The following is a 21,461-nucleotide window of genomic DNA, read 5'->3' as shown; positions in this document are numbered from 1 at the left end:
CAACTCCACCGGGGTTCCAAGAGGTTTCATTGAGGTTTGTTTGATGGCGTTGTTTCGGGGACTGGCGCGTGGTTGCGCCCTGCTTGCGATTGCGGCGGTGGCGAGCTGCTGCGCCAACCCGACTCCACCGGGTGCCGGTGCACCGGCGGCACCGAATCCCAATCTCGCAGCCGACCTTGCGCGTTCGGTGACAGTGGACGCGATGATGGCGCACCTACAACAGCTGCAGCAGGCGGCCGACGCCCACGGCGGGAACCGTGCCGAGGGTACGCCCGGCTACGACGCCAGCGCCGACTACGTGACAAAGGCCTTGAAAGATCGTGGTTTTGAGGTACAGGCCCCGGAGCTGTCCAGGCTGAAGGTACTCACCGAGGGCAAGCCGCTCGTCGACATCGGCGGTCGCCCCTACGCGGTGGATCAGGCTTCCTACTTCGCCCAGACCCCCAAGGGCGGGCTCAAGGCCAACATCATCCGGCCCTCGGGTAAGGCCACTGGTTGTGCCGCGGCCGATTACGGCACCCTCAAGCTCGACGGTCAGATCGCGGTGGTCGACGGCGCCGGATGTTCGGTGGTCGACAAGCACAATGTCGCCAAGGAAAAGGGTGCGGCGGCAGTGCTGGTCGTGATGCAGGCCGGTGCCGGTGAGGGACTTTTTACACCCAATTACTATGAGCAGCTGTCCATTCCGGTTGGAATCGTTGATTCGGGAGTCGACACCCTGCTGCGCCGCAATTCGTCGCCGATAACCCTGGTGCTGGACATGAACATCGCGAAGGTGCGCTCACGCAGCATCATCGCCCAGACCGCAACGGGCGACCCCGCGAATGTGGTGCTCGCCGGAGCGCACCTGGACAGTGTGGCCAAGGGCCCGGGCATCAACGACAACGGAACCGGTGTGGCCGCGGTCTTGGAGAGTGCGCTGCAGCTCGGACCCAAGCCGGTGATCAACAACGCCGTCAGGTTCGCCTTCTGGGCCGCCGAAGAGGACGGACTGGCCGGGTCGATCGAATACGCCAAGGGCCGCAACGCCGACGAGCTCAATGACATCGCGCTGTACCTGAACTTCGACATGCTCGGTTCGCCCAATGCCGGGTACTTCGTGCTCGACGGTGACCAGTCCGCCGCCAAACCCGACCCGAACCGGCCGCCGTTGGACATTCCGGAAGGGTCCGCGGGTATCGAACGGACCTTCGCTGGATACCTCAACCTGGCGGGCAAACGACCGGCGGCCGAGGAGTTCAACGGCAGATCCGATTACGGGCCATTCCTGGCCGCCAATATTCCGGTGGGCGGAATCAGCTCGGGTGCGCTGGACAGAATGAGCGGCCCGGAAGCCAAGATGTGGCAGGGACGCGCGGGTCAGCCATTTGACCCCAACTACCACGGCCCCAAGGACAACCTCGCGAATGTCGGCAAGGAGGCGCTAGGGATCAACGGTCCGGCGGTGGCCTTTGCCGTCGGCACGTATGCGCTGTCCACCACCGGGCCCAACGGCGTACCGGAGCGCAAAGTTCGGCGACACTCTCCGCGAGATCGCTGAGGCGGCTAGCATCCCAGCGCATGCGAAGAATTCTTGTGCTGCTGGTAGCTCTGGCATCCAGTGCCATGATCGGGCTGCCGTCTTCCCCGGTCGTTAATGCCGATCCCGGGGTGAAAATGACCTACCGCGTGACAGCGCAGGACCCGGGGAGCAATCGTCAGGTGGTCATCTCCTACCGCACGGGTAAGGGGGAGAAGGCGGAGAAGTACACCTGGCTCGATCCCTTCGTGCCCTGGACGCACGACATATCGATGACGGCTCGCGAAGCGCAGGTGAGCATATTCAGTGACCAGGGCGGCAATTACCTCGGTGAGATCCTGCGCGACGGCAATGTGATCGCATCGAACTCGGTGTACCTGGACCCGGGCTGGGTGGCGGAACAGAGCGCGCCCTACGGGACGCCGACGGTGCTGGCGCGCGCCAACGTGTCCTAAGCGCTGGCTATCGCCAGGCGAAGACCGGCTGCTCTAGCTCATCGACGCGGTCGCTGCGGCCTTCTAGACAGAGCCATCTCACCTGTAACAGGACGGCCCCGGTCGGGGCGTGGATGAGGTCGTTGCCCAGTGGGATCTGCACCACCGGGCGTGGGCTCTCCGGAATGTTGATGTAGCGCGGTGAATCCTCGCGCTGGAGCTGGTGTAATCCCACGCGATAGGCCGCCACCACCTCGTCGGGTGAGGGACGCATCTCCAGGCGGCCGCCACCCCACACCACGACCGGGGTGATCACGTATCCCGATCGTGTCGGGTAGTCGTCGAGCAGTCCAAGCACCGTCGAATCGGGCAGCGCCACCCCCAGCTCCTCGTCCAGCTCACGCAGCGCGGCTTGCACCGCGTCCTCGCCCGGATCCAGTCGGCCACCGGGCAGTGCCCATTGCGCGGCATGGGAGTTGAGTCGAGAGGTTCTGCGGCATAACAGGAATGCCGCTCCACCGGAGACATCGACCATCCTGCCGTCCAGCCCCTGCTCGGGGATCTCGCGACCGCCAATCCAGTCCTCCACCGGTGCGGGGTCGATGCGGTCTTCCCCTAGATCCGAATCGACCAGCACGACGGCCACCGCGGCGCGGCGTTTCCCCGGATCATCGACGGTATGGCGGTCATGGCCCGCCAGGAATCGGCGAATTCGGTCCCGCAGTTCCTCGTCGTACGCGATCACCGTTCGACCATATCTGCCGTCGTCGACGGCGGTCCTTTCGAATCGACTTGGCTCTATCCCTGGGCATACGGCGCCGGGATTGTTGAGATTCGGGGGTGAGTGACAACGAAACACGACGTATCTATCGTGACGCCGGGATCACCGTCGAAAAGCTCGGCGAACACATTGGCGCCCGGGTCGACGGTGTGCAGCTCGGCGCCGATGTTCCGGCCGAACGTGCCGAGGCAATCCGCGTCGCGCTGGCCGTCAACAAGGTGCTGGTGTTCACCGGACAACACCACCTGGACGACGCCGGACAGTACGCATTCGCCAGTCTGCTCGGGGAGCCGACGCTGCCGCACCCCACGGTGACTTCTCACGGCAGTGAACTGCTGAACCTCGAAGGGGCCGCCAACGGCTGGCACACCGACGTCACGTTCGTCGACCGCATTCCGAAGGCGTCGGTCCTGCGGCCGGTGACCTTGCCGTCTTATGGGGGCGCCACCACCTGGGCGTCGACGGTCGCGGCGTACGAACAGCTTCCCGCACCGTTGCGTGCGCTTGCCGACGACCTGTGGGCCACCCACACCAACCTGTATGACTACGTGGGGGCGGGCGCATCGGGCGGGGTGAGCGCCGAGCGCCGTGCCGCGTACTACAGCGAGTTCACCAGCTCTCTGTATGAAACGTTGCATCCGGTGGTGCGGGTGCACCCGGAGACCGGTGAGCGCAGCCTGCTGCTCGGGCAGTTCGTCAAGAGTTTCCCGGAGTTTCACGGCGCTGAGTTCGCGACACTTTTCCAGCTGCTGCAGTCACGCATCACCAAGCTGGAGAACACCTTCCGGTGGAACTGGCGGCTGGGTGACGTAGCCATCTGGGACAACCGGGCCACCCAGCATTACGGAATCGCCGACTTCGGCGACCAGCAGCGCGAGCTCCATCGCGTCACGTTGGCCGGCGATGTGCCGGTGGACATCTATGGTCAGGCAAGTCAGATCCTCACTGGCGATGCCAGTCACTACTCGGGGATCGAGAGTCCGCGACGGTTGGAGCTGTTCGCCGCCTGATGTGTCAGGCGATGCCGCAAGCGGTCGTCCACGCTCCCGCGGTTCGGCCGTCGTGGGTGCGGACCAACGCCACGATCAAAGAGCCGTAGGCCTCGCGCCAGACCGAATGGCGCGGCCGCGATGCCGCCGCACGCAGAGTCGTTGCGGCGGTGAATGTATCGCCGCCTCGGGTGAGCGTGAGTTCATCGCCGTCGACGTACAGTGTGGCGTCGGCGACGGGATGCATACCGTCGACGGTGACGGTGATAGCGACGGTGCAGTCACCGTCGCCGAGGTCGGATTCTTCGACGGTGATGACGCACCGCGGCGCGATCCCGCCGGCCGCGGCTTCGGCCGGCAATGCGATAGGCGGCAGGGCCGGTGTCCGCGGCGGCGCGGTGCGCCGGTGCCGAGTGGCTTCGACGGCGGAGGCCAGACGCAGCAACCGGACATCGTCGTGGCCGCGACCGAGGATCGTGAGCCCGACAGGCATCCCGATATCGTCCAGGGTGCCCATCGGTACGGTGACCGAAGGGATTCCGAGGTGCCGCGGCACGAGATTGCCGTTGGCGACCCACGTGCCGTTGCGCCAGGCCGTATCGGCCGACGCCGGATTGACGTCGGCGTCCGAGCGGCCGATGTCGGCGACTGCGGGATGGATGACGGCGTCGAGTCCGAGCGCGTCCATCCACGCCTCAAGGTCGATGCGGCGCGTCGCCTCCAGCCCCGCGATGCCGTCGGCGATCAGGGGGATCTGTTCCAGCTCGGCGATGCCGGCGGCAGCACGGGCCGGATACTCGCCGAGATCGACCTCCAGGTCGAGTTGATGACGGTCATACTGATCGGGCAGTGCGCCAGGTGGCGGCGGAAAGATCAGCGCGCCGTCGACGTCGCGCACATGCGACAACTCGGGATCCCCGTTGACCTGTAGGAATTCTTCCCAGCCCCAGATGGAAAGGTCCCACAGTTCGCGCTCGTCGTACCCGGACGGAATGAGCCCACGGTCCAGCATCGTCGCCGCGCCTTCGTAATTGGTGACGACGGGGAAGTCCACTTCGAGGACCTCGGCGCCTGCCGCACGCAGGTCGTCGGCGATGCGTCGCCACAGGTCGACAACGCTGGGACGGGTCTGCACCGGGCGGTCTCCGGTGGTGTCGCCGATATACATCCGTGGCACTCCCAGCCGGGTGCCGCGCAGGCTGTCCGCGGTGGAATCGCTCAGTGCGGTATAGCTTTTGGGCCGCAATGTCGATGCGGGCGGGATCTCGACCCACTTCTGGCGACGCCAGAAATCGCCGCGCTGGTCAGGGTCGTCGGCGACGATGACGTCCAGGAGCGCCAGCAGGTCGGCGACGCTGCGGGTATGCGGAACGACGACGTCCATCGTGGGTACGAGCGGCCAGTTACCGCGAACCGAGATCACACCGCGCGAAGGGCAGTAGGCCACCAGCGCGTTACATGAGGCCGGTGCCCGGCCTGAGCTCCACGTCTCCTCGCCGAGCCCGAACGCGCAAAAGCTGGCGGCCGTCGCGGTACCCGATCCGTTGGAGGACCCCGAGCCGAATGCCGACGTCAGATAGTCACTGTTGTAGGGACTTTCAGCGCGGCCGTAAACGCCGCGCTGCATGCCGCCGTTCGCCATCGGTGGCATGTTGGTGAGCCCGAGTAGCACCGCTCCCGCGGTACGAAGTTGTGCGATGGTGAACGCATCGCGCTGGGCGATGAGCCGGGCGAAGGCGGGAGATCCGGCTGCCACCGGCAGCCCCATCGCAGCGTATGAATCCTTGGCGGTGTACGGGATGCCGTCGAGCGGGCCGAGCGTGGCACCGGCCGCGCGACGCGCATCGGACTCGGCGGCGGCGGCGAATGCCCGCGGATCCAGGACGGGTACGGCGTTAAGGGTGATCCCACCGCGGTCGTAGGCGGCGATCCGGCGCAGATACTCCGCGACCAGCGCGACCGACGTCGTTTCCCCGGCGGCGAGTGCGGCCTGCAGATCGGCGATGCTCGCCTCAACGACATCCATTGCCTAAACCTTTGGCTGTTGCTGGGTGATGCAGTGAATACCGCCACCACCGGCGAGGATCGGCCGCGCATCGACCAGCACCACGTCTCGGCCGGGATAGGCATCGGCGATGATCTCTGCGGCGTGCGAGTCGGCCTCCGGCTCGTCGTAACCACACAGAATCACGCCGTCTCCGGTGACAAGGTGATTGATGTAGCTCCAGTCCACAAACCCGTCAGCGTCGCGCAGTGTCGCCGGCGCCGGCAGATCGACGACGTCGAACGCGCGACCGCGGGCATCGACCGCATCGGCGAGCGCGGTACGCAGTTGTGCGGACACGTCGTAATCGGGGTGGTCAGGATTGGTTTGTGCATGCAGTAAGACGGTGCCGGGCGCGGGCAGCGTCGCGACCATGTCGACGTGCCCCTTGGTGCCCAGCGGCTCGTAGTCGCGCGTGAGTCCGCGTGGTAGCCACACGGCATGCTCAACGCCCAGGGTGCGGGCCAGCTCGGCTTCGACGCGGCTGCGGTCGGCGTGCGGATTGCGCAGCGGATCAAGCAACACGGTCTCGGTCAGCAGCACGGTGCCGGCGCCGTCGACATGGATGGCGCCACCCTCGTTGACCAGCAACGACGATACGAGGGTCGCGCCGGCGGCCGCTGCGATGGTGCGGCCGATCTCACGATCGTTCGACCAGGCCTGCGGCGTTGACGACCCCCAGCCGTTGAATATCCAGTCGACGGCACCCAGTTCGCCCGTGACGTCGTCGACGACGAACGTAGGTCCGATATCGCGCATCCAAAAGTCGTCGAGCGGGGCGACCAACAGCTCGATTTCCGACGACAACATTCGGCGGGCGCGTTCGTGCTGGCTGGGGTCTACCACCATCGTCACCGGAGTGAAGGCGAGTACGGCATGCGCCACCGCCGTCCAGGCCTGATAGCCGGCCTCTAGCGCGGCGTTATCGTCGCCGAAGGTGAGGCCGGGCTTCGGGAACGCCATCCAGATCCGCTCGTGCGGTTCGGTTTCCGCAGGCATCCGCCATGCCATGTGTGCCTCTCGGGTTGCACCGGTGTGGGAAATTCCGGCTAGGTCGCGGTATTTAGGGCAGCGCTATGTATTTCGTTTCGAGGTATTCCTCGATGCCCTCGCTGCCGGCTTCGCGGCCGATGCCCGATTCTTTGATCCCGCCGAACGGTGCGGCCACATCGGAGATCACACCACGGTTGACGCCGATCATCCCCGACTCGACAGACTCCGAAACACGCAGTGCGCGATCCAGATTGGTGGTGTACACGTATGCGGCGAGTCCGTATTCGGTGTCGTTGGCGGCGGCGACTCCCGCCTCCTCGCCGTCGAATCCGGTGATCGCGGCGACCGGGCCGAAGACCTCTTCGCGGAGAATTCTTGCGTTCGAGGGCACATCCGTGAGCACGGTCGGCGGATAGAAGTAGCCTTCGCCGTCGGCGATCGCGCCACCGGTGGTGATGACGGCGCCCTTGCTGACGGCGTCTTGCACCAACTCATCGACCGAGGCGCGCTGCTTGGCGGTGATGAGCGGGCCCACCTGGACGCCGCTTTGGTCACCGGGGCCAATGGTGAGGGCACCCATGCGGGCGGTGAGCTTCTCGGTGAATTCGGCGCGCACCGCGTTGTCGACGTGAAAGCGGTTGGCCGCGGTGCATGCCTCGCCGATGTTGCGCATCTTGGCCGCCATCGCGCCGTCGACTGCGGCGTCCACGTCGGCATCGTCGAACACCACGAACGGGGCGTTGCCACCCAGCTCCATCGACGAACGCAAAACTCTTGTGGCGCACTGTGACAGCAGTACTTTTCCGACGGCGGTAGAGCCGGTGAAGGTCAACTTGCGCAGTCTGGAGTCCTCGATCAGCGGGCCGGTCAGACCGGAGGCGCTGGTGGTGGGAAGGATCGACAGCACACCTGCGGGCAGTCCGGCATCGGCGAACACCTGGCCGAGTAGGAGCATGGTCAGCGGCGTCTCGGCGGCGGGCTTGACGATCATGGTGCATCCGGCGGCGAACGCCGGGCCTATCTTGCGGGTGCCCATGGCCAGCGGGAAGTTCCAGGGGGTGATCGCCAGCGCCGGACCGATGGGCTGCTTGGCCACCAGGATCCGGCCGGTGCCTGTCGGGGACGAGGTGTACCGGCCGTTGATGCGCACCGCCTCCTCGGAGAACCAGCGCAGGAACTCTCCGCCGTAGGCGACCTCGCCCTGGCTCTCCGCCAGCGGTTTACCCATTTCCAGGGTCATGGCCAGTGCGAAATCATCACGCCGCTCCATGACCAATTCCCAGGCGCGCCGCAGAATTTCGGCCCGTTCGCGGGGCGCGGTCGCGGCCCAGGAGGGCTGCGCAGCCACGGCCTCATCGAGTGCGGTGGCACCGTCGGCCGTTGAGGCGTCGGCCACGGTGGTCAGCACCGCGCCGTTGGCCGGGTTGTGCACGGGGAACCGGGCGCCCGAGGACGATGGCACCTGCTTCCCGCCGATCCACAGATCGGTGGGAATGGCATCGATCAGGGCTGAGTGATCAGTCACTAGCGGCTCGCCTTCTCGCGGATGATGTCGGCGAGGACGGTGATGCCCTCGTCCAGTAGATCGTCCCCGATGACCAACGGGGGCAGCAAGCGGATGACGTTTCCGAAGGTTCCGCAGGTCAGGATCAGAACCCCTCGGGAGAGCGCCTCGGCGGCAATGGCTTTGGTGAGGGCCGCATCCGGTTCTCCGGGATTGCCGGTGCCGGGTTTGACGATTTCGATGGCCAGCATGGCCCCGCGGCCGCGCACTTCGCCGATGACATCGACCTCCTCCGCAAGCGCGCTCAGCCGCGACACCACCGAGGTTTCGATGGCCCGGGCCCGGGCCGGCAGGTCGAGTTCACGCATGACACCCAGTGCGGCGATGGCCGCCGCGCAGGTCACCGGGTTGCCGCCGTAGGTTCCGCCCAGACCGCCGGTGTACACCGCATCCATGAGGTCGGCGCGGCCGGTGACGGCGGACAGCGGCATGCCTCCGGCGATGCCCTTGGCCATGGTGACGATGTCGGGAACGATGCCGTCGTGCTCGGAGGCGAACCAGGCGCCGGTGCGGGCGAATCCGGTCTGCACCTCGTCGGCGATGAAGACCACACCGTTGTCCCGCGCCCACGCGGTCAGCGTGGACAGGAATCCGGGTGCGGGCACGATGAATCCGCCCTCACCCTGGACGGGCTCGATGATGATCGCGGCCAGCGATTGCGCGCCGATCTGGGTTTCGATGCGGGAGATTGCTCGCCGTGCTGCTTCCTCGCCGGACAGACCCGGCTCATCACGCAGCGGATAGGAGGCCGGCATCCGGTAGACCTCGGGCGCGAAGGGCCCGAACTGCGACTTGTAGGGCATCGACTTGGCGGTCAGCGCCATCGTCAGGTTGGTGCGGCCGTGGTAGGCGTTGTCGAAAGCAACGACCGCCGGACGGCCGGTGGCCAGCCGCGCCACCTTGATCGCGTTCTCCACGGCTTCGGCGCCGGAGTTGAACAGTGCGGTGCGTTTCTCGTGATCGCCCGGAGTCAGGGCGTTGAGGAGCTCGGCTACCTGCACGTATCCCTCGTAGGGCGTGACCATGAAACAAGTGTGGGTGAAATGTGCGGCCTGGTCGGCGATGGCAGCGGCGACGGCAGGGTGGGAGGCGCCGACGGTGGTGACCGCGATACCCGCTCCGAGGTCGATGAAGGAGTTGCCGTCGGCGTCGACGATCACGCCACCGTCGGCATCAACGGCGTAGACCGGCGCGGTCGAGCCGACCCCGGCGGATACCGCCGCGCGACGGCGCTCGGCCAGGGCACTGGAACGCGGCCCGGGCAGGGGCGTCACGATGTTGCGCTTCTGTGCGAGGCGGTAGGCGATGTCGGTCATGGCACTTCCTGTCGTCGATCCGGCGATCTCAGTGTGTCGCCGTGGAGTGCATCTGGGAATGGACGATTTGTCCACCGATGGTTCTTGGATACGCCGTTCTGGCGTGAATGGCCACCTGTGTCGATGACATGGCTGCCTACTCGACGAGCGGAGCGGTGTCGCGAGTCAGGGTGCGGCCCTGGAAGAAGTCCGGACTCTTGACGCGCATGATCAGCATGAGCACCGCCCCGAACGCCAGAATGCCGAAGCCCAGATAGAACACCAGGCCGATGCCGCCGATCGAGGCGCCGCTGCCCGTCTTCTCCGGATCCATGCTCTCGCGCACGGAAATGACGAACACCGCTGCCAGCATGAGCCCGCCCAGGAGCGGGAAGAGGAACTTGTACACCACGTTGTGGGCATTCTGGAAAAGCTCCGTGCGGAAGTACCACACACAGGCGAAGGCGGTGATGCCGTAGTACCAGCAGATCATGATGCCAAGGGCCGCAATGGTATCCAGCAGGGTGCGGTCCGATAGCAGGCTTACGACGGTGTAGAAAACGGCCGTCACCGCGCCGGCCACGATGGTGCTGAAGGTGGGTGTCAGGAACCGGGGGCTGACATCGGCGAACTTTTTCGGAAAGGCGCCGTAGGTGCCCATGGCCAGCATGGTGCGGGCGGCGGGCAGCGAGGTGGTCTGCAGGCTCGCCACCGCGGAGGCGAATATCGCGAGCAGCAACAGTGGGCCGAACCAGCTGCCCAGCACCGGGTTGGCAAGGGCGCCAAAGACGTTGTCTTTGTTCTCCTCATTCGCAAGACCCAGATCCGTGTCGCCCACGCCCGCGAACATCATCACCGCGACGGCCACCAGGAGGTAGGTGAGCAGGATCGACAGCACGCACAACAGTCCGGCACGGCCGGGCACCTTGGTCGGATCCTTACATTCCTCGCCGAGGGTCAGACAGGTGTCCCAACCCCAGAACGCGAAGATCGATCCAATGAGCCCAATGACAAAGGCGCTCAAGGTTAGTCCGGTCAGTGGATTGAACCAGTCCAGGTCGAAATCGAGATGTCCGGCCATGCTGGGTGCTTTGGCGATGGCGACGACCGCGAAGATCACCAGCACGATCATCTGGAACCCGACGAGAACATATTGAACCTTCTCGCTGGTGGTGATTCCGCGGCTGGAGATATAGGTGGCGATCGCCAGCAGCGCCACGGTCGAGATGATGTTGACGGCCTTGTTGTTGGCGAGTTCGCCGATCGTCTGGTTGTGGGAGACGGCGCCGAGGAATTGGTACCCGTACTGCACCCCGATAGACGCCAGGTTGGACAACACGATGATGGTGGCGATCACCATTCCCCAGCCACACATCCAGCCGATGTAGGGGCCAAATGCCTTGGTGGACCAGGTGAACGAGGCGCCGCAGTCGGGTGCGCGGGAATTCAGTTCCCGGTAGGCGTATGCGGTCAGGAACATCGGTATGAAACCGGCGATGAGGATCGCCGGCATCTTCAGGCCGACAGCGGCGACGATCAGGCCGATACTGGCCGTAAGCGTGTATCCGGGCGCGACTGTGGAGATGCCGAGGACGGCGCCGGTGAAGGTTCCGATACGCCCGGCGGCGAGCCCTTTGGAGATGAGTCCCTCGGTCTGCTCGGCCTGTTCCAGCTCGGTGCGGGCAACACTTTCAGTGCCAGATGGTCTTCCCGCAAGCGGATCATCAATCACGATTGGCCTCTTCCTTGGGGATCACGACCATGGGCACCTGCAGCACCCGAAGCATCTTCGCGGCCGTCGATCCAAGGAAGAGTCGCCGTGGCTGCGCAAGACGGCTGGAACCCACCATGATGATGTCGCCTTCGTGCCAGTCGAGCTTGTTCACGGCGGCTTCGATAGTGGGTCCTTCGGCGACGATTGAGGTGACCGGGAAATCCGGGGGGAGAATCAGTTTGGCGGTCTCGAGGGATTGTCGGGCATGGATGGCAGCACGTTCACGTGCCGACTGGTCGTCGTCACCGCCGGGAATCGGGTCGAATGACACCAGGGACACCAGCCGCAGCGGTGCTTTCGCGCGCTGGCAGGCCTGCAACGCGGTGTCCAGCAGCACGTGTGCGCCGGGCCGGGTTCCCATGGCGCACGTGACTTCCCGAACGCGCAGGTTCTTCTGGTAGCGCGCACCACGCGGCGAGATCACCAAAGGTATGGGGGAGGAGTGCACGAGTTCGTTGACCACCGATCCCAGGGAGAGACTGCCGACCAGCCCGCCGCCAGAGCCACCGACCACGATGGCTTCGGCGCCCAGGGCCTCGCTTTGGGCGATGAGACCCTCGGCGATCGACTCGTGAAAGCTGATATGTGTCTCGACGGTGAGATCGTCGGGAATGGTGGCCTCGGCGTGCTTGAGCCAGTGAGTGGCGTTCTCGGACAAGATGTCCTGGCGCTCTTGCTGTGGAAGGGGTGCCAGGATGGGTCGGTCCAGTGGCAGCACCATGCACAGATCGAGATGCGCCCCCAGGGAGCGGGCGATCTGTGCGCCGACGGCGAGCGCGTCATCGCCGCCCGGAGTGGCCAGGTATGCAACGGCGATCCGTTTGGCACCTCTCGTGGCGGCATCGTTCACGGCTAGGCCTCCTCGTGTCCTGACGTGTGACAGCTCTTCGGCGGGGTGGGTGCGACATCGAGCGAGGGGTTACGGTCGAAGAATCCGACCGGCTTGAGCCAGAAGTTCACGGTGTCGACGGGCATGATCGGCCAGTCTTCAGGACGGGTGATGTGATGGATACCGAATACGTACCACAGCACCACATCAGTGTTTTCGATGGAACGGTTGCTCTCAGTCCAGGCGGGCAGGCCGTGGTCTTCCTTGCTCTGGGTGACGAATTCTCCTGCGGGCCAGCGCTCGTCGGGTGAGTTCGGCGTCACCCAGAGGGTGTGCTCGATGGCGCGGCAACGTGCCAGCACCGGGGAAGACGGGTCGAACATCGCCGGGATTGCCGCACCGGGCACCAATTTGTACGCCGGTGCGGTGCCGATACCGTTGCGAGTGTTGTCGTTGACGACCTTCCAAGCACGCTGAGTCTGCCAGCAGAAGTCCTGTTTGCCTTCCGATTCGGTGCGCAACGGGGTGTTGCGCTGCCGCAGGGACAGCCCGTATGGATTGGCAGGGCCGACGGGCTCGATCTCGGTTTCGCTGGCGTAGACGGTGTTTTCGGTGCCGTCGATATCCAGGTCGAGTCTCGCGACAAGGAAGTGCTGGTGATACGGCGCGTACGTCCGGTTGTCGACCAAGGTTCCATGCGGATGCGCCGAGCCCTCGGCGAAGTTGCTCACCACCATGATTCCCGTTGCACGGACCTCACATTCGATGTTCCCGTCCTGATAGAACCGCCAGTACGTGAGGTATTCATAGTTGGCGACGGTGACGTGGAAGGACACCGTGAGCCGGCGCATGCGGCGCACCTCTGCGCCATGGTCGTGATCGACGTGCTTCCACAGGACTGCGTTGTCCTCTTCGTGAATACAGATTGCGTTCTTGATCGTGTACGGCTCGCCCTTGCTGTTGTGCAGCACCGCATCGAGGTAGCGAATCTCACCGAGACAATCGCACCCAAGTTCCAGCGAGGTGGTCATGAAGCCGATGCCCCACTCACCGATATCGAAAGCTGTTCTTCGGTAGTGATCCTCGCAGTGGTCCCGATACGGCACCATCATCTCGGCGAAGGACATGCGGTTGGCGACCGACCGCACCGTTCCGTTGTCGTTGTAGGTCACCGCATGCAGTGTCATGCCCTCGCGGTAGTTGAAGCCGACCCGCAAGGACCAGTTCTGCCACCGGAGTTTGTTTCCCTCGATGGTGAAGGAGGTGCCCTCGGGCTGAGTGATGTGCAGTGGCTGCAGCGGCTCCCGGGTGCTCTGCTGACGCAGTCGTTCCGGTATGTGCCGGGGCACGTATTCGCCCATCATCTCGGGCCGCGGTACGGAGAAGGTGTCCTCGATCTCCAGCAGCTCCATGCTGTTCATATCGATGATGCAGTGGAATCCGTTGACGGGGCCGGCATAGGGATTGGCGCCCGCACTCGAACGCACCCAGGTATCCGACCATCCAAGGCGCCTGCCCTTGTACTTCTCGGGCATGACGGCATCGCCGTAGGTCCAGGTGTCCATGAACACCAGGTCCATGTCGGTGATGCCGCGTTGTGCCAGTGCGGCGATGACCTCGGGGTGGCGGCGCAGAGCAGCGTCCGCTTCTTCCCATTCATCGACCGTGAAGTTCGGTTGCACCCCGGGAATGTGCTCCCAGGACAGCACTTCGCCAGTGGTCAGCGAGACGACCGCCTTGTAGGTGGCGTTGCGTGAGGTGTCCAGGCAGGTGGCAAGTGCACGGCGATCAGGCCGGGTGCCGTTGTTGTCGAAGGCGGCGATATCGGCCTTCGAGGGCTCGGCGAGTTCGATGGAGGTGTATCGCCAGTGGCTTCCGACGTCGCATGTCTGCGCCAGAATCTTTGCGACCGTGGTGAATTCCTCCGCCGCGAGGGGATCAAGGGGGTGGAAGGTGTCGGTTGCCATTGCTAGTGCGCGCTCATCACATGTTTGATCCGGGTGTAGTCCTCCACGCCGTAGGCCGAGAGGTCCTTGCCGTAGCCGGAGTACTTGAACCCGCCGTGAGGCATCTCGGCGACCAGCGGAATATGGCAATTGACCCACACGCAACCGAAATCTAATTCACGCGTGAATTTTTCGGCGGTTTCGTGGTCCTTGGTCCACACACTGGAGGCCAGTGCGTAACGCACTCCGTTGGCCAGCCGGACGGCTTCGTCAGCGTCGTCAAACGATTGGACGGTCAAGATCGGCCCGAAGGTCTCTTCCTGGACGATTGAATCCTCCTGGCGCACGCCGGTGACGATGGTGGGCTCGATGAAGAACCCCTTGTCGCCCCAACGTTTTCCGCCGGTCACAACCGTCGCGTGTGCGGGCAGGTTATCGAGTTTCTTGGTGACCGCGGTGAAGTGGTTGATGTTGTTCATGGGCCCGTAGAAGCTGTCGGCGTCATCGGGCAGGCCCGGCCGCAGAGTCTGTGCCGCGGAGTTGAGGGCGCTGACGAACTCGTCATGGATCGACTGGTGCACGATCACCCGGGTGGCGGCCGTACAGTCCTGGCCGGCGTTGAAGAAGGCGGCCTGTGCGATACCGGTGGCCGCCTTGTCGATATCGACGTCACCGAACACCACGACCGGGGCCTTGCCGCCGAGTTCGAGGTGGCTGCGCTTGAGCTGTTCGGCTGCCGAGGCCGCCACGGCGATACCGGCCCGCACCGACCCCGTGATCGACACCAGGCCGATGGCGGGATGACTCACCAATTCGGAGCCGGTGGTAGCGGTACCCAACACAACGTTGAAGACGCCGTCGGGCAAGATCCCCTTCGTCAGCCGGGCCAGCACCAGTGTGCTCTCCGGGGTGGTGTCGCTGGGCTTGAGGACGATGGTGTTCCCGGCTGCCAGCGCGGGGCCGATCTTCCAGATGGCCATCATGAATGGGTAGTTCCATGGGGTCACCTGTCCGACAACCCCGATGGGCTCGCGCCGAACATAGGAGGTGAACCCCTCCATGTACTCGCCGGCAGATTTGCCTTCGACAAGTCGCGCGGCTCCCGCGAAGAACCGGAGCTGATCGGCGCTCACCGTCACCTCTTCGGCGGCGATGACCGCCTTCGGCTGACCGGTGTTACGGCATTGGGCCTCGACGATCTCGTCGATATGCGCCTCGATCGCGTCGGCGAGTTTGAGCAGCGCCTGCTGCCGGACGCTTGGTGTGGTCTTGCCCCAGGTGGCGAAGGCACGTTCGGCCGCGCTCACCGCCGCGTTCACGTCGTCGGCATTGGACACGGGGGCGCGCCCCACCACCGACTCATCGACCGGGTTGATCAGGTCGATGGGCTCGGTAGATTTCAGGGATAAGGAATCGACGAACTGGCCGTCAATGTAGTTCTGCAGTATCGAGTCCGGCATGTTGCACGTCCATCCGTCGAGGGAATCCGTCTAAGCACGTCAAGAAAGCACGCAGACAACCAGTGTGCGACAGGACACATCCCTGATCATCCGACAATTCGGGGAATCTTGGCGGTGTTTTTCACCATTCTGTACAGTCCCGTGAGGTGACTGTTCCGGTGCGTTGGGTGTTGGATCAGCCGGACCTGAAACTCACCTTGAAGGGCGGCGCCGCGGGTGTGGGGCGCGAGATCAATTTGGCGCTCACCACAGAACTCGCCGACCCCGCCCAATGGCTATCCGGTGGAGAGCTGGTGCTCACCACCGGTATCGGTCTGCCCACGACGGCGCCGGAACGGCTGGGCTATCTACGGGCGCTGGATGAAAATGGGGTCGCCGCACTGGGATTCGGTACCGGTCTGACATTTGACGAGGTGCCGGGGGAGTTGGTGGCTGCGGCCGACGAGCTGGGTATGCCGTTGTTGGAGGTGCCTCTGCGCACTCCCTTTGCCGCCGTGGTCAAGGCGGTGAGCACGCACATCGCCGAACTGGAGTATGACGCGGTGCTGCGCGCATCGCGGGCACAGCCCCGGATCACCCGCGCAATCGTCAACGGAGGTGTGCAGGCGGTCACGGCGGAGCTCGGGCGGTCGCTGCGTGCCAACGTCGTGGTGCTGGACTCGGGTGGCACGGTGATCGCCAGTCATCCACGCAATCTGGATGTCGCGACGATCAATCTGGTCCGCGGCGCATTGACCCCGGGTGTATCGGCCGTCGCGCAACAACTGGACCCGGAAGTTGCCGTTGCGCAACAGACGATCGGGGTGGGCGGTACGTCTTACGGAGTGCTGGCCGTTGTCAGTAAGACGCCCTTGACCTTCGTGGATCAGGTGCTGCTGGGGCATGCAAACTCCTTGCTGGCCTTGGATTTCGATAAGCCGTCGCGGCTGCAGGACGCGCAGCGGCAGTTGAATGGGCAGGCGCTGGGGCTGCTGCTCGGCGATGAACGGAACCTGGAACCGGTATGGGCGCAACTGGCGCAGGCCGCCGACGGGCGCGGGCGGATCCGGGCGCTGGTGGTGGATGCCGAATCACAGGCGGCGCTGCGGCGGGTGCAGTCTGCGGTCACCCGTGCCATGGAGTCTGCGGGCTACCCGGTCTTTGCGCACGCCGCCGAGTCCCGCCTCATCGTCGTAGTGCCGGGATCGGAGACCGCCGAATTCGCCCGGAAATTGTTCATCGACGTGGATGGACGCACGCGCAAGGGGCTGCGAGCCGGGTTGAGCGGAGCGCACGCGGTGGGGCGGTTGGGTGATGCGGTACAGAACGCGAAGCTCGCCGCATCGGTGGCCGAGCGCGGTGGCACACCGCTGGAGTTCACCTCGCTTGCCGGCAGCGCGCTGCTGTCCTTCGGCGCGAGTCGTGAAGTGCTGATCGCCGTTGCCAATGCGACGTTGGCGCCCATCGTCGAGCACGACGCCAATCACGGCACCGACCTGATGGTGTCCCTGCGGGCCTATCTGGAGGCGAACGGCCATTGGGAATCGGCGGCCGCTGCGGTCGGTGTACACCGCCATACGCTGCGCAAACGTATCGAGACGGTGCAGGCGCTGCTGGTCTGTGACCTCGACATCGCACGGGTACGCGCGGAGCTGCTGCTGGCGATGCTGGCGGGAACGCCGAATACCGGGATCTGAATCAGGACCGCGAAATCGCAGTGCGCGGGCCTGCGGTAGTGCTACCTTATTTAGAACAGGTTCCAGTTTCGGGGTTATTTATGCAGGTGAAAAGATCGTGAGCGCCATGGTTGAAGTGTCACCGGTGCGGCCAGCCGCCATGCCGTCGACCCGGCGCCAACATGAGCAGTACAAGCGCATGCTCGACGCGGCCGAGGAACTCGCCATGACGCGCGAGCTCGACCACGTCCAGATGCACGACGTCGCCAAGCACGCCAACGTTGCCATCGGCACGTTGTATCGCTACTTCCCGACGAAGCGGCATCTGTTCGTGTCGGCTCTCGTCCGGGAATCGGAACGGCTAGTGGGCCGCATTCCCGTTTCTCCGGACGGGAAGGAAACGGCGGCCGACCGGGTGGGCGAAGCGCTGGTACGGGCGCTGCGCGGCCTGACACGGCGCCGCATGCTGGCGATCGCGATGATTCGGTCCTCCAACTCGGCGTCGCTGGCCGAGGTGCCGGACCTGATGCAGGTCGAGAAGCGATTCCACGAGCTGATTTCCGAGGTGGCCGGTCTTTCCGATCCGTCCGAAGAGGATGAGGCCGTGATCAGGCTGCTGGTGCACCAGTGGTTCGGCTGCATTCAGGTGTGCCTCAACGGTGGTCTCACCGTGGCGCAGGCCGAGGCCGACCTGCGGCGAGCGGCGCAGTTGCTGACGTGCGACTGGCGCACGGTCGGCGAGGGTTAGGCTCCGTCGGTTCGGTTCAGAACCGTCAGTGCGGCGTCGATGGCCAGGGCCGGGACGTCGATTGTCTTGGACCCCAAGTCGTGACGTGCGCCGGTGATTTCCACGATCGTCGCTCCGCCCGGTATCAGGACCGACGCCGCCTTGATTTCGGCGATGGTGCCGAACGCATCCGAGGTGCCATGGGTGAACACCGTCGGAACCGCGATGCCAGGCAGATGTTCGGTGCGAAGCCGATCGGGCTTACCGGGCGGATGCAGCGGGTAGGAGAACAACGTCAGGACGTCGATGATCGGTCCCTTTTCCGATACGAGCATCGAGGTCTGGCGTCCGCCATACGAATGACCGCCGGCCAGGAGCGGGCCGTCCGCCATGGCACGAGCCTTCTCGATCACCTCGGCGATACCAGCGCGGTCCTTGTCGGCCGATGAGGCCGAGGGCGGACCGCTGGGCCGGTTGCGCCGGAAGGGCATATCGAAACGTAGTGCCAGCCAGCCGCGTTCGGCCCACGCCGTGCACAACAAGCGCAGCATGGGGGAGTGGCAGCTACCGCCGGCGCCGTGGGTCAGCACCACGGCGCCATGCGGCTGCCCGTCGGGGTGATGCGCAATTCCGGCGATATCCGGAAGTTCCTCGGTGCTCACACGTTGAGTCTAAAGAGGGCCGATACCGGGCCGTGGCCTCGGCCAAGTGGATACGCGGCTCGCAGGCACTCGGTGATCCACCGTTTCCCGAATGCCACTGCCTCAACCACGGAAAAACCATGGGCCAGTGCGCAACTGATAGATGCGGCGAGGGTGTCCCCGGCGCCGTGATCATGGCCGGTGTCCACCCGCTCGACGGGGAAGTAGTGAAATTCGGTGCCGTCGAAGAGCAGGTCGGTGCTGGTATCGCTGGATCGAAGGTGCCCACCCTTCACCAGCGCCCATTGGGGCCCGAGGGCATGTAGCTTTCGCGCCGCTTCCCTTTGCGATTCCTCGTCGACTACATCGACGTCCACGAGCAGGCGTACCTCGTCCAGATTGGGAGTGACGAGTGTTGCCAACGGAAATAACTGTGTGCGTAGGGCATCCAGTGCACTGGGGTGCAGCAGCGGATCGCCGTGCATGGACGCGCACACCGGATCGACGACCAGGGGCACGCCAGGCGCCAGGTGCGACCATGCCTGCGCGATGGCCTCGATGATCGGCGCGGAGGCCAACATCCCGGTCTTGGCCGCCTGGATGCCGATATCGGTGATGACCGCGTCCATCTGCGCTGCCACCACCTGTGGCGGAATCTCGTGAAAGTCCCTGACACCCACCGAGTTCTGCACGGTCACCGCGGTGACCGCCACGCATCCGTGCACGCCGAGCAGTGCCATGGTGCGCATATCGGCTTGGATACCCGCCCCGCCCCCGGAGTCGGACCCGGCGATGGTCATCGCACGCACCGGGGTGACTCCTGGCTCCGGGAGGGGCAGGAAGGCGTTCATGCTCACGCGATCGGCAGATAGACCCGGTTGCCGTGTTCTGCGAACTCCGCCGACTTCTCCTCCATGCCGCGTGCCAGCATCGCGTCGATGTCCTCCTGGGTCTCCAGACCGTTCTGGGCCGCGAACTCCCGGATATCGGCGGTGATGCGCATCGAGCAGAACTTCGGGCCGCACATGGAGCAGAAGTGCGCGGTCTTGGCCGGCTCGGCGGGCAGCGTCTCGTCGTGGAATTCGCGGGCGGTGTCCGGATCGAGTGACAGATTGAACTGGTCATCCCAGCGGAACTCGAAGCGCGCCTTGGACAATGCGTTATCGCGCAGTTGTGCGCGCGGATGCCCCTTGGCCAGGTCGGCGGCGTGTGCGGCGATCTTGTAGGCGATCACGCCGTCCTTGACGTCCTTGCGGTCAGGCAGCCCCAGATGCTCCTTGGGGGTGACGTAGCACAGCATTGCCGTACCGGCCTGGGCGATGATCGCGGCGCCGATGGCCGAGGTGATGTGGTCGTAGGCCGGGGCGATATCAGTGGCCAGCGGACCCAGCGTGTAGAACGGAGCCTCCTCGCAGAGCTCCTCCTCAAGCTTCACGTTCTCGACGATCTTGTGCATCGGAACGTGGCCGGGGCCTTCGATCATCACCTGCACGCCATGGGATTTGGCGATCTTTGTCAGCTCGCCGAGGGTACGCAGCTCGGCGAACTGCGCCTCGTCGTTGGCGTCGGCAATGGAGCCCGGGCGCAGGCCGTCGCCGAGCGAGAAGGTCACGTCGTAGCGCGCCAGGATCTCGCACAGCTCCTCGAAATGGGTGTAGAGGAACGATTCCCGGTGATGTGCCAGGCACCAGGCGGCCATGATCGAGCCGCCGCGCGAGACGATGCCGGTGACACGCTTGGCGGTCAGCGGCACGTAGCGCAGCAGTACTCCGGCATGCACGGTCATGTAGTCCACGCCCTGCTCGGCCTGCTCGATCACGGTGTCGCGGTACAGCTCCCAGGTGAGGGCTGCCGGGTCGCCGTTGGTCTTCTCCAGCGCCTGGTAGATCGGCACCGTGCCCACGGGGACGGGCGAGTTGCGCAGGATCCATTCGCGGGTCTGATGGATGTCCTTACCGGTGGACAGGTCCATGATGTTGTCGGCGCCCCAGCGGATGGCCCAGACCATCTTCTCGACTTCCTCGGCGATAGAGGAGGTGACGGCCGAGTTGCCGATGTTGGCATTGATCTTCACGCCGAAAGCCTTGCCGATGATCATCGGCTCGCTCTCGGGATGCTTGTGGTTGGCCGGGATCACCGCGCGGCCCATCGCGACCTCGCTGCGCACCAGCTCGGCGGGGACACCCTCGCGGACGGCGATGAACTCCATCTCGGCGGTGATCTCACCGGCGCGGGCACGCTGTAGTTGCGTGCCGCGATCGGTCACGATCCCGGCGCGCGGCGGCAGACCCTTCTGCAGATCGATGACGGCATTGGTGTCGGTGTACGGACCGGAGGTGTCATACAGGTCCAGATGCTCACCGTTGGTCAGGTTGACGCGGCGCTGCGGCACCCGCAGGCCGCTGCCGAGCTCTTGGTAGATCTTCTCGCTGCCCTGGATGGGGCCCGTGGTGACGGTCTCGGGGGTACGTGATTGGTCAGGCATTTCTTCCTCCCTACGCCGGCATTACCCGGTCAGGTTCATACGGTCGACGGCCCTAGCCGTCCTCTCAGCGCACTGGTGTGCGCTCCCGTGTCTTTTTGTGTTGGGGCTGTTCGTTGACGAACACTGGCCACGCTACTCGGTGAGCCACGGATTTCTCCGTCGAGTGCGAGCCTCACCCGGATTTTCGGCCAGATTTACGCGTCAGGCTCGCACTCGAACCGGATGAGGCATGCGCCCGAAGCCCGATCTGACAGATGAGGGCTCGAAAGTTTTGGGAATATAGTTTCCCTTGCTAAAGTTGTGCACGGTGGTGTCCACAGACGAC

At 64.8% G+C, this 21,461-nt stretch carries 17 protein-coding genes and 1 riboswitch; of the genes, 5 read left to right on the top strand and 12 right to left on the bottom strand.

Annotated elements, in window-relative coordinates; all coding sequences use genetic code 11:
- The first annotated feature begins 43 nt into the window (after window positions 1-43).
- Both AOT87_RS23845 and AOT87_RS23840 read left to right on the top strand, forming a co-directional pair.
- A complete protein-coding gene (locus tag AOT87_RS23845) occupies window positions 44-1,540 on the top strand; it encodes a M28 family metallopeptidase (protein ID WP_057968786.1) in 1,497 nt (498 codons plus the stop codon).
- 38 nt (window positions 1,541-1,578) lie between these two features.
- On the top strand, window positions 1,579-1,974 hold the full coding sequence (locus AOT87_RS23840) for a hypothetical protein (RefSeq protein WP_057968809.1): 396 nt from the start codon (window positions 1,579-1,581) through the stop codon (window positions 1,972-1,974).
- 7 nt (window positions 1,975-1,981) lie between these two features.
- Here AOT87_RS23840 and AOT87_RS23835 read toward each other — a convergent pair whose 3' ends face one another.
- Window positions 1,982-2,698, bottom strand: coding sequence for a CoA pyrophosphatase (locus AOT87_RS23835; RefSeq protein ID WP_057968785.1), 717 nt, complete (start codon window positions 2,696-2,698; stop codon window positions 1,982-1,984).
- A gap of 95 nt (window positions 2,699-2,793) precedes the next feature.
- On the opposite strand from AOT87_RS23835, the gene AOT87_RS23830 reads away from it, so the two are divergent.
- On the top strand, window positions 2,794-3,744 hold the full coding sequence (locus AOT87_RS23830; RefSeq protein WP_030096276.1) for a TauD/TfdA family dioxygenase: 951 nt from the start codon (window positions 2,794-2,796) through the stop codon (window positions 3,742-3,744).
- 4 nt (window positions 3,745-3,748) lie between these two features.
- On the opposite strand, the gene AOT87_RS23825 is transcribed toward AOT87_RS23830, so the two are convergent.
- The 8 genes from AOT87_RS23825 to AOT87_RS23790 form a co-directional block, all read right to left on the bottom strand.
- Window positions 3,749-5,749, bottom strand: a complete 2,001-nt coding sequence (locus AOT87_RS23825) for an amidase (protein ID WP_057968784.1) — start codon at window positions 5,747-5,749, stop codon at window positions 3,749-3,751.
- Window positions 5,750-5,752: 3 nt separating this feature from the next.
- Window positions 5,753-6,778: an agmatine deiminase family protein gene (locus AOT87_RS23820; RefSeq protein ID WP_057968783.1), complete on the bottom strand. Its 1,026-nt coding sequence runs from the start codon at window positions 6,776-6,778 to the stop codon at window positions 5,753-5,755.
- A gap of 52 nt (window positions 6,779-6,830) precedes the next feature.
- Window positions 6,831-8,285 (bottom strand): NAD-dependent succinate-semialdehyde dehydrogenase, encoded by a 1,455-nt coding sequence (locus tag AOT87_RS23815; RefSeq protein ID WP_057968782.1) that lies wholly within the window; start codon window positions 8,283-8,285, stop codon window positions 6,831-6,833.
- Window positions 8,285-9,640 (bottom strand): 4-aminobutyrate--2-oxoglutarate transaminase, encoded by a 1,356-nt coding sequence (gabT, locus tag AOT87_RS23810; RefSeq protein WP_057968781.1) that lies wholly within the window; start codon window positions 9,638-9,640, stop codon window positions 8,285-8,287. Before gabT ends, AOT87_RS23815 begins: the two co-directional genes overlap by 1 nt.
- Before the next feature lie 136 nt (window positions 9,641-9,776).
- Window positions 9,777-11,354, bottom strand: coding sequence for an APC family permease (locus AOT87_RS23805; RefSeq protein ID WP_162269724.1), 1,578 nt, complete (start codon window positions 11,352-11,354; stop codon window positions 9,777-9,779).
- The gene (locus tag AOT87_RS23800) at window positions 11,344-12,243 is read right to left on the bottom strand and encodes a universal stress protein (RefSeq protein ID WP_030096282.1); all 900 of its coding nucleotides are present in this window, start codon (window positions 12,241-12,243) and stop codon (window positions 11,344-11,346) included. The genes AOT87_RS23805 and AOT87_RS23800 overlap by 11 nt, the downstream gene beginning before the upstream one ends.
- A 2-nt stretch (window positions 12,244-12,245) precedes the next feature.
- On the bottom strand, window positions 12,246-14,189 hold the full coding sequence (locus AOT87_RS23795; protein ID WP_057968780.1) for a primary-amine oxidase: 1,944 nt from the start codon (window positions 14,187-14,189) through the stop codon (window positions 12,246-12,248).
- Window positions 14,190-14,191: 2 nt separating this feature from the next.
- Entirely contained in the window at window positions 14,192-15,628 is a 1,437-nt protein-coding gene (locus tag AOT87_RS23790) for a gamma-aminobutyraldehyde dehydrogenase (RefSeq protein WP_030096284.1), read from the bottom strand.
- A gap of 158 nt (window positions 15,629-15,786) precedes the next feature.
- On the opposite strand from AOT87_RS23790, the gene AOT87_RS23785 reads away from it, so the two are divergent.
- Both AOT87_RS23785 and AOT87_RS23780 read left to right on the top strand, forming a co-directional pair.
- On the top strand, window positions 15,787-17,304 hold the full coding sequence (locus AOT87_RS23785) for a PucR family transcriptional regulator (protein ID WP_081343262.1): 1,518 nt from the start codon (window positions 15,787-15,789) through the stop codon (window positions 17,302-17,304).
- A gap of 106 nt (window positions 17,305-17,410) precedes the next feature.
- On the top strand, window positions 17,411-18,031 hold the full coding sequence (locus tag AOT87_RS23780) for a TetR family transcriptional regulator (RefSeq protein ID WP_030096286.1): 621 nt from the start codon (window positions 17,411-17,413) through the stop codon (window positions 18,029-18,031).
- On the opposite strand, the gene AOT87_RS23775 is transcribed toward AOT87_RS23780, so the two are convergent.
- From AOT87_RS23775 to thiC, 3 genes are all read right to left on the bottom strand, one after another.
- On the bottom strand, window positions 18,028-18,672 hold the full coding sequence (locus AOT87_RS23775) for an alpha/beta family hydrolase (protein ID WP_057968778.1): 645 nt from the start codon (window positions 18,670-18,672) through the stop codon (window positions 18,028-18,030). The genes AOT87_RS23780 and AOT87_RS23775 overlap by 4 nt on opposite strands.
- A complete protein-coding gene (gene thiD / locus AOT87_RS23770) occupies window positions 18,669-19,502 on the bottom strand; it encodes a bifunctional hydroxymethylpyrimidine kinase/phosphomethylpyrimidine kinase (RefSeq protein WP_109394619.1) in 834 nt (277 codons plus the stop codon). Before thiD ends, AOT87_RS23775 begins: the two co-directional genes overlap by 4 nt.
- Before the next feature lie 2 nt (window positions 19,503-19,504).
- A complete protein-coding gene (thiC, locus tag AOT87_RS23765) occupies window positions 19,505-21,136 on the bottom strand; it encodes a phosphomethylpyrimidine synthase ThiC (protein WP_057968777.1) in 1,632 nt (543 codons plus the stop codon).
- Window positions 21,127-21,235, bottom strand: a riboswitch (TPP riboswitch). (Overlaps the previous gene by 10 nt.)
- Between the last annotated feature and the right edge of the window lie 226 nt (window positions 21,236-21,461).

It is taken from the genome of Mycobacteroides sp. H003, assembly GCF_001440135.1.
Taxonomy (GTDB): Bacteria; Actinomycetota; Actinomycetes; order Mycobacteriales; family Mycobacteriaceae; genus Mycobacterium; species Mycobacterium gwanakae.
This window is presented reverse-complemented; position numbering and strand designations above follow the sequence as displayed.

Excerpts from the sequence above, each read along its gene's own strand:
- AOT87_RS23845 (WP_057968786.1), top strand. The coding sequence starts at position 44 with ATGGCGTTGTTTCGGGGACTGGCGCGTGGTTGCGCCCTGCTTGCGATT.
- gabT (WP_057968781.1), bottom strand. The coding sequence starts at position 9,640 with ATGACCGACATCGCCTACCGCCTCGCACAGAAGCGCAACATCGTGACG.
- thiC (WP_057968777.1), bottom strand. The coding sequence starts at position 21,136 with ATGCCTGACCAATCACGTACCCCCGAGACCGTCACCACGGGCCCCATC.
- AOT87_RS23780 (WP_030096286.1), top strand. The coding sequence starts at position 17,411 with ATGGTTGAAGTGTCACCGGTGCGGCCAGCCGCCATGCCGTCGACCCGG.
- AOT87_RS23790 (WP_030096284.1), bottom strand. The coding sequence starts at position 15,628 with ATGCCGGACTCGATACTGCAGAACTACATTGACGGCCAGTTCGTCGAT.
- AOT87_RS23825 (WP_057968784.1), bottom strand. The coding sequence starts at position 5,749 with ATGGATGTCGTTGAGGCGAGCATCGCCGATCTGCAGGCCGCACTCGCC.
- AOT87_RS23795 (WP_057968780.1), bottom strand. The coding sequence starts at position 14,189 with ATGGCAACCGACACCTTCCACCCCCTTGATCCCCTCGCGGCGGAGGAA.
- thiD (WP_109394619.1), bottom strand. The coding sequence starts at position 19,502 with ATGAACGCCTTCCTGCCCCTCCCGGAGCCAGGAGTCACCCCGGTGCGT.
- AOT87_RS23820 (WP_057968783.1), bottom strand. The coding sequence starts at position 6,778 with ATGGCATGGCGGATGCCTGCGGAAACCGAACCGCACGAGCGGATCTGG.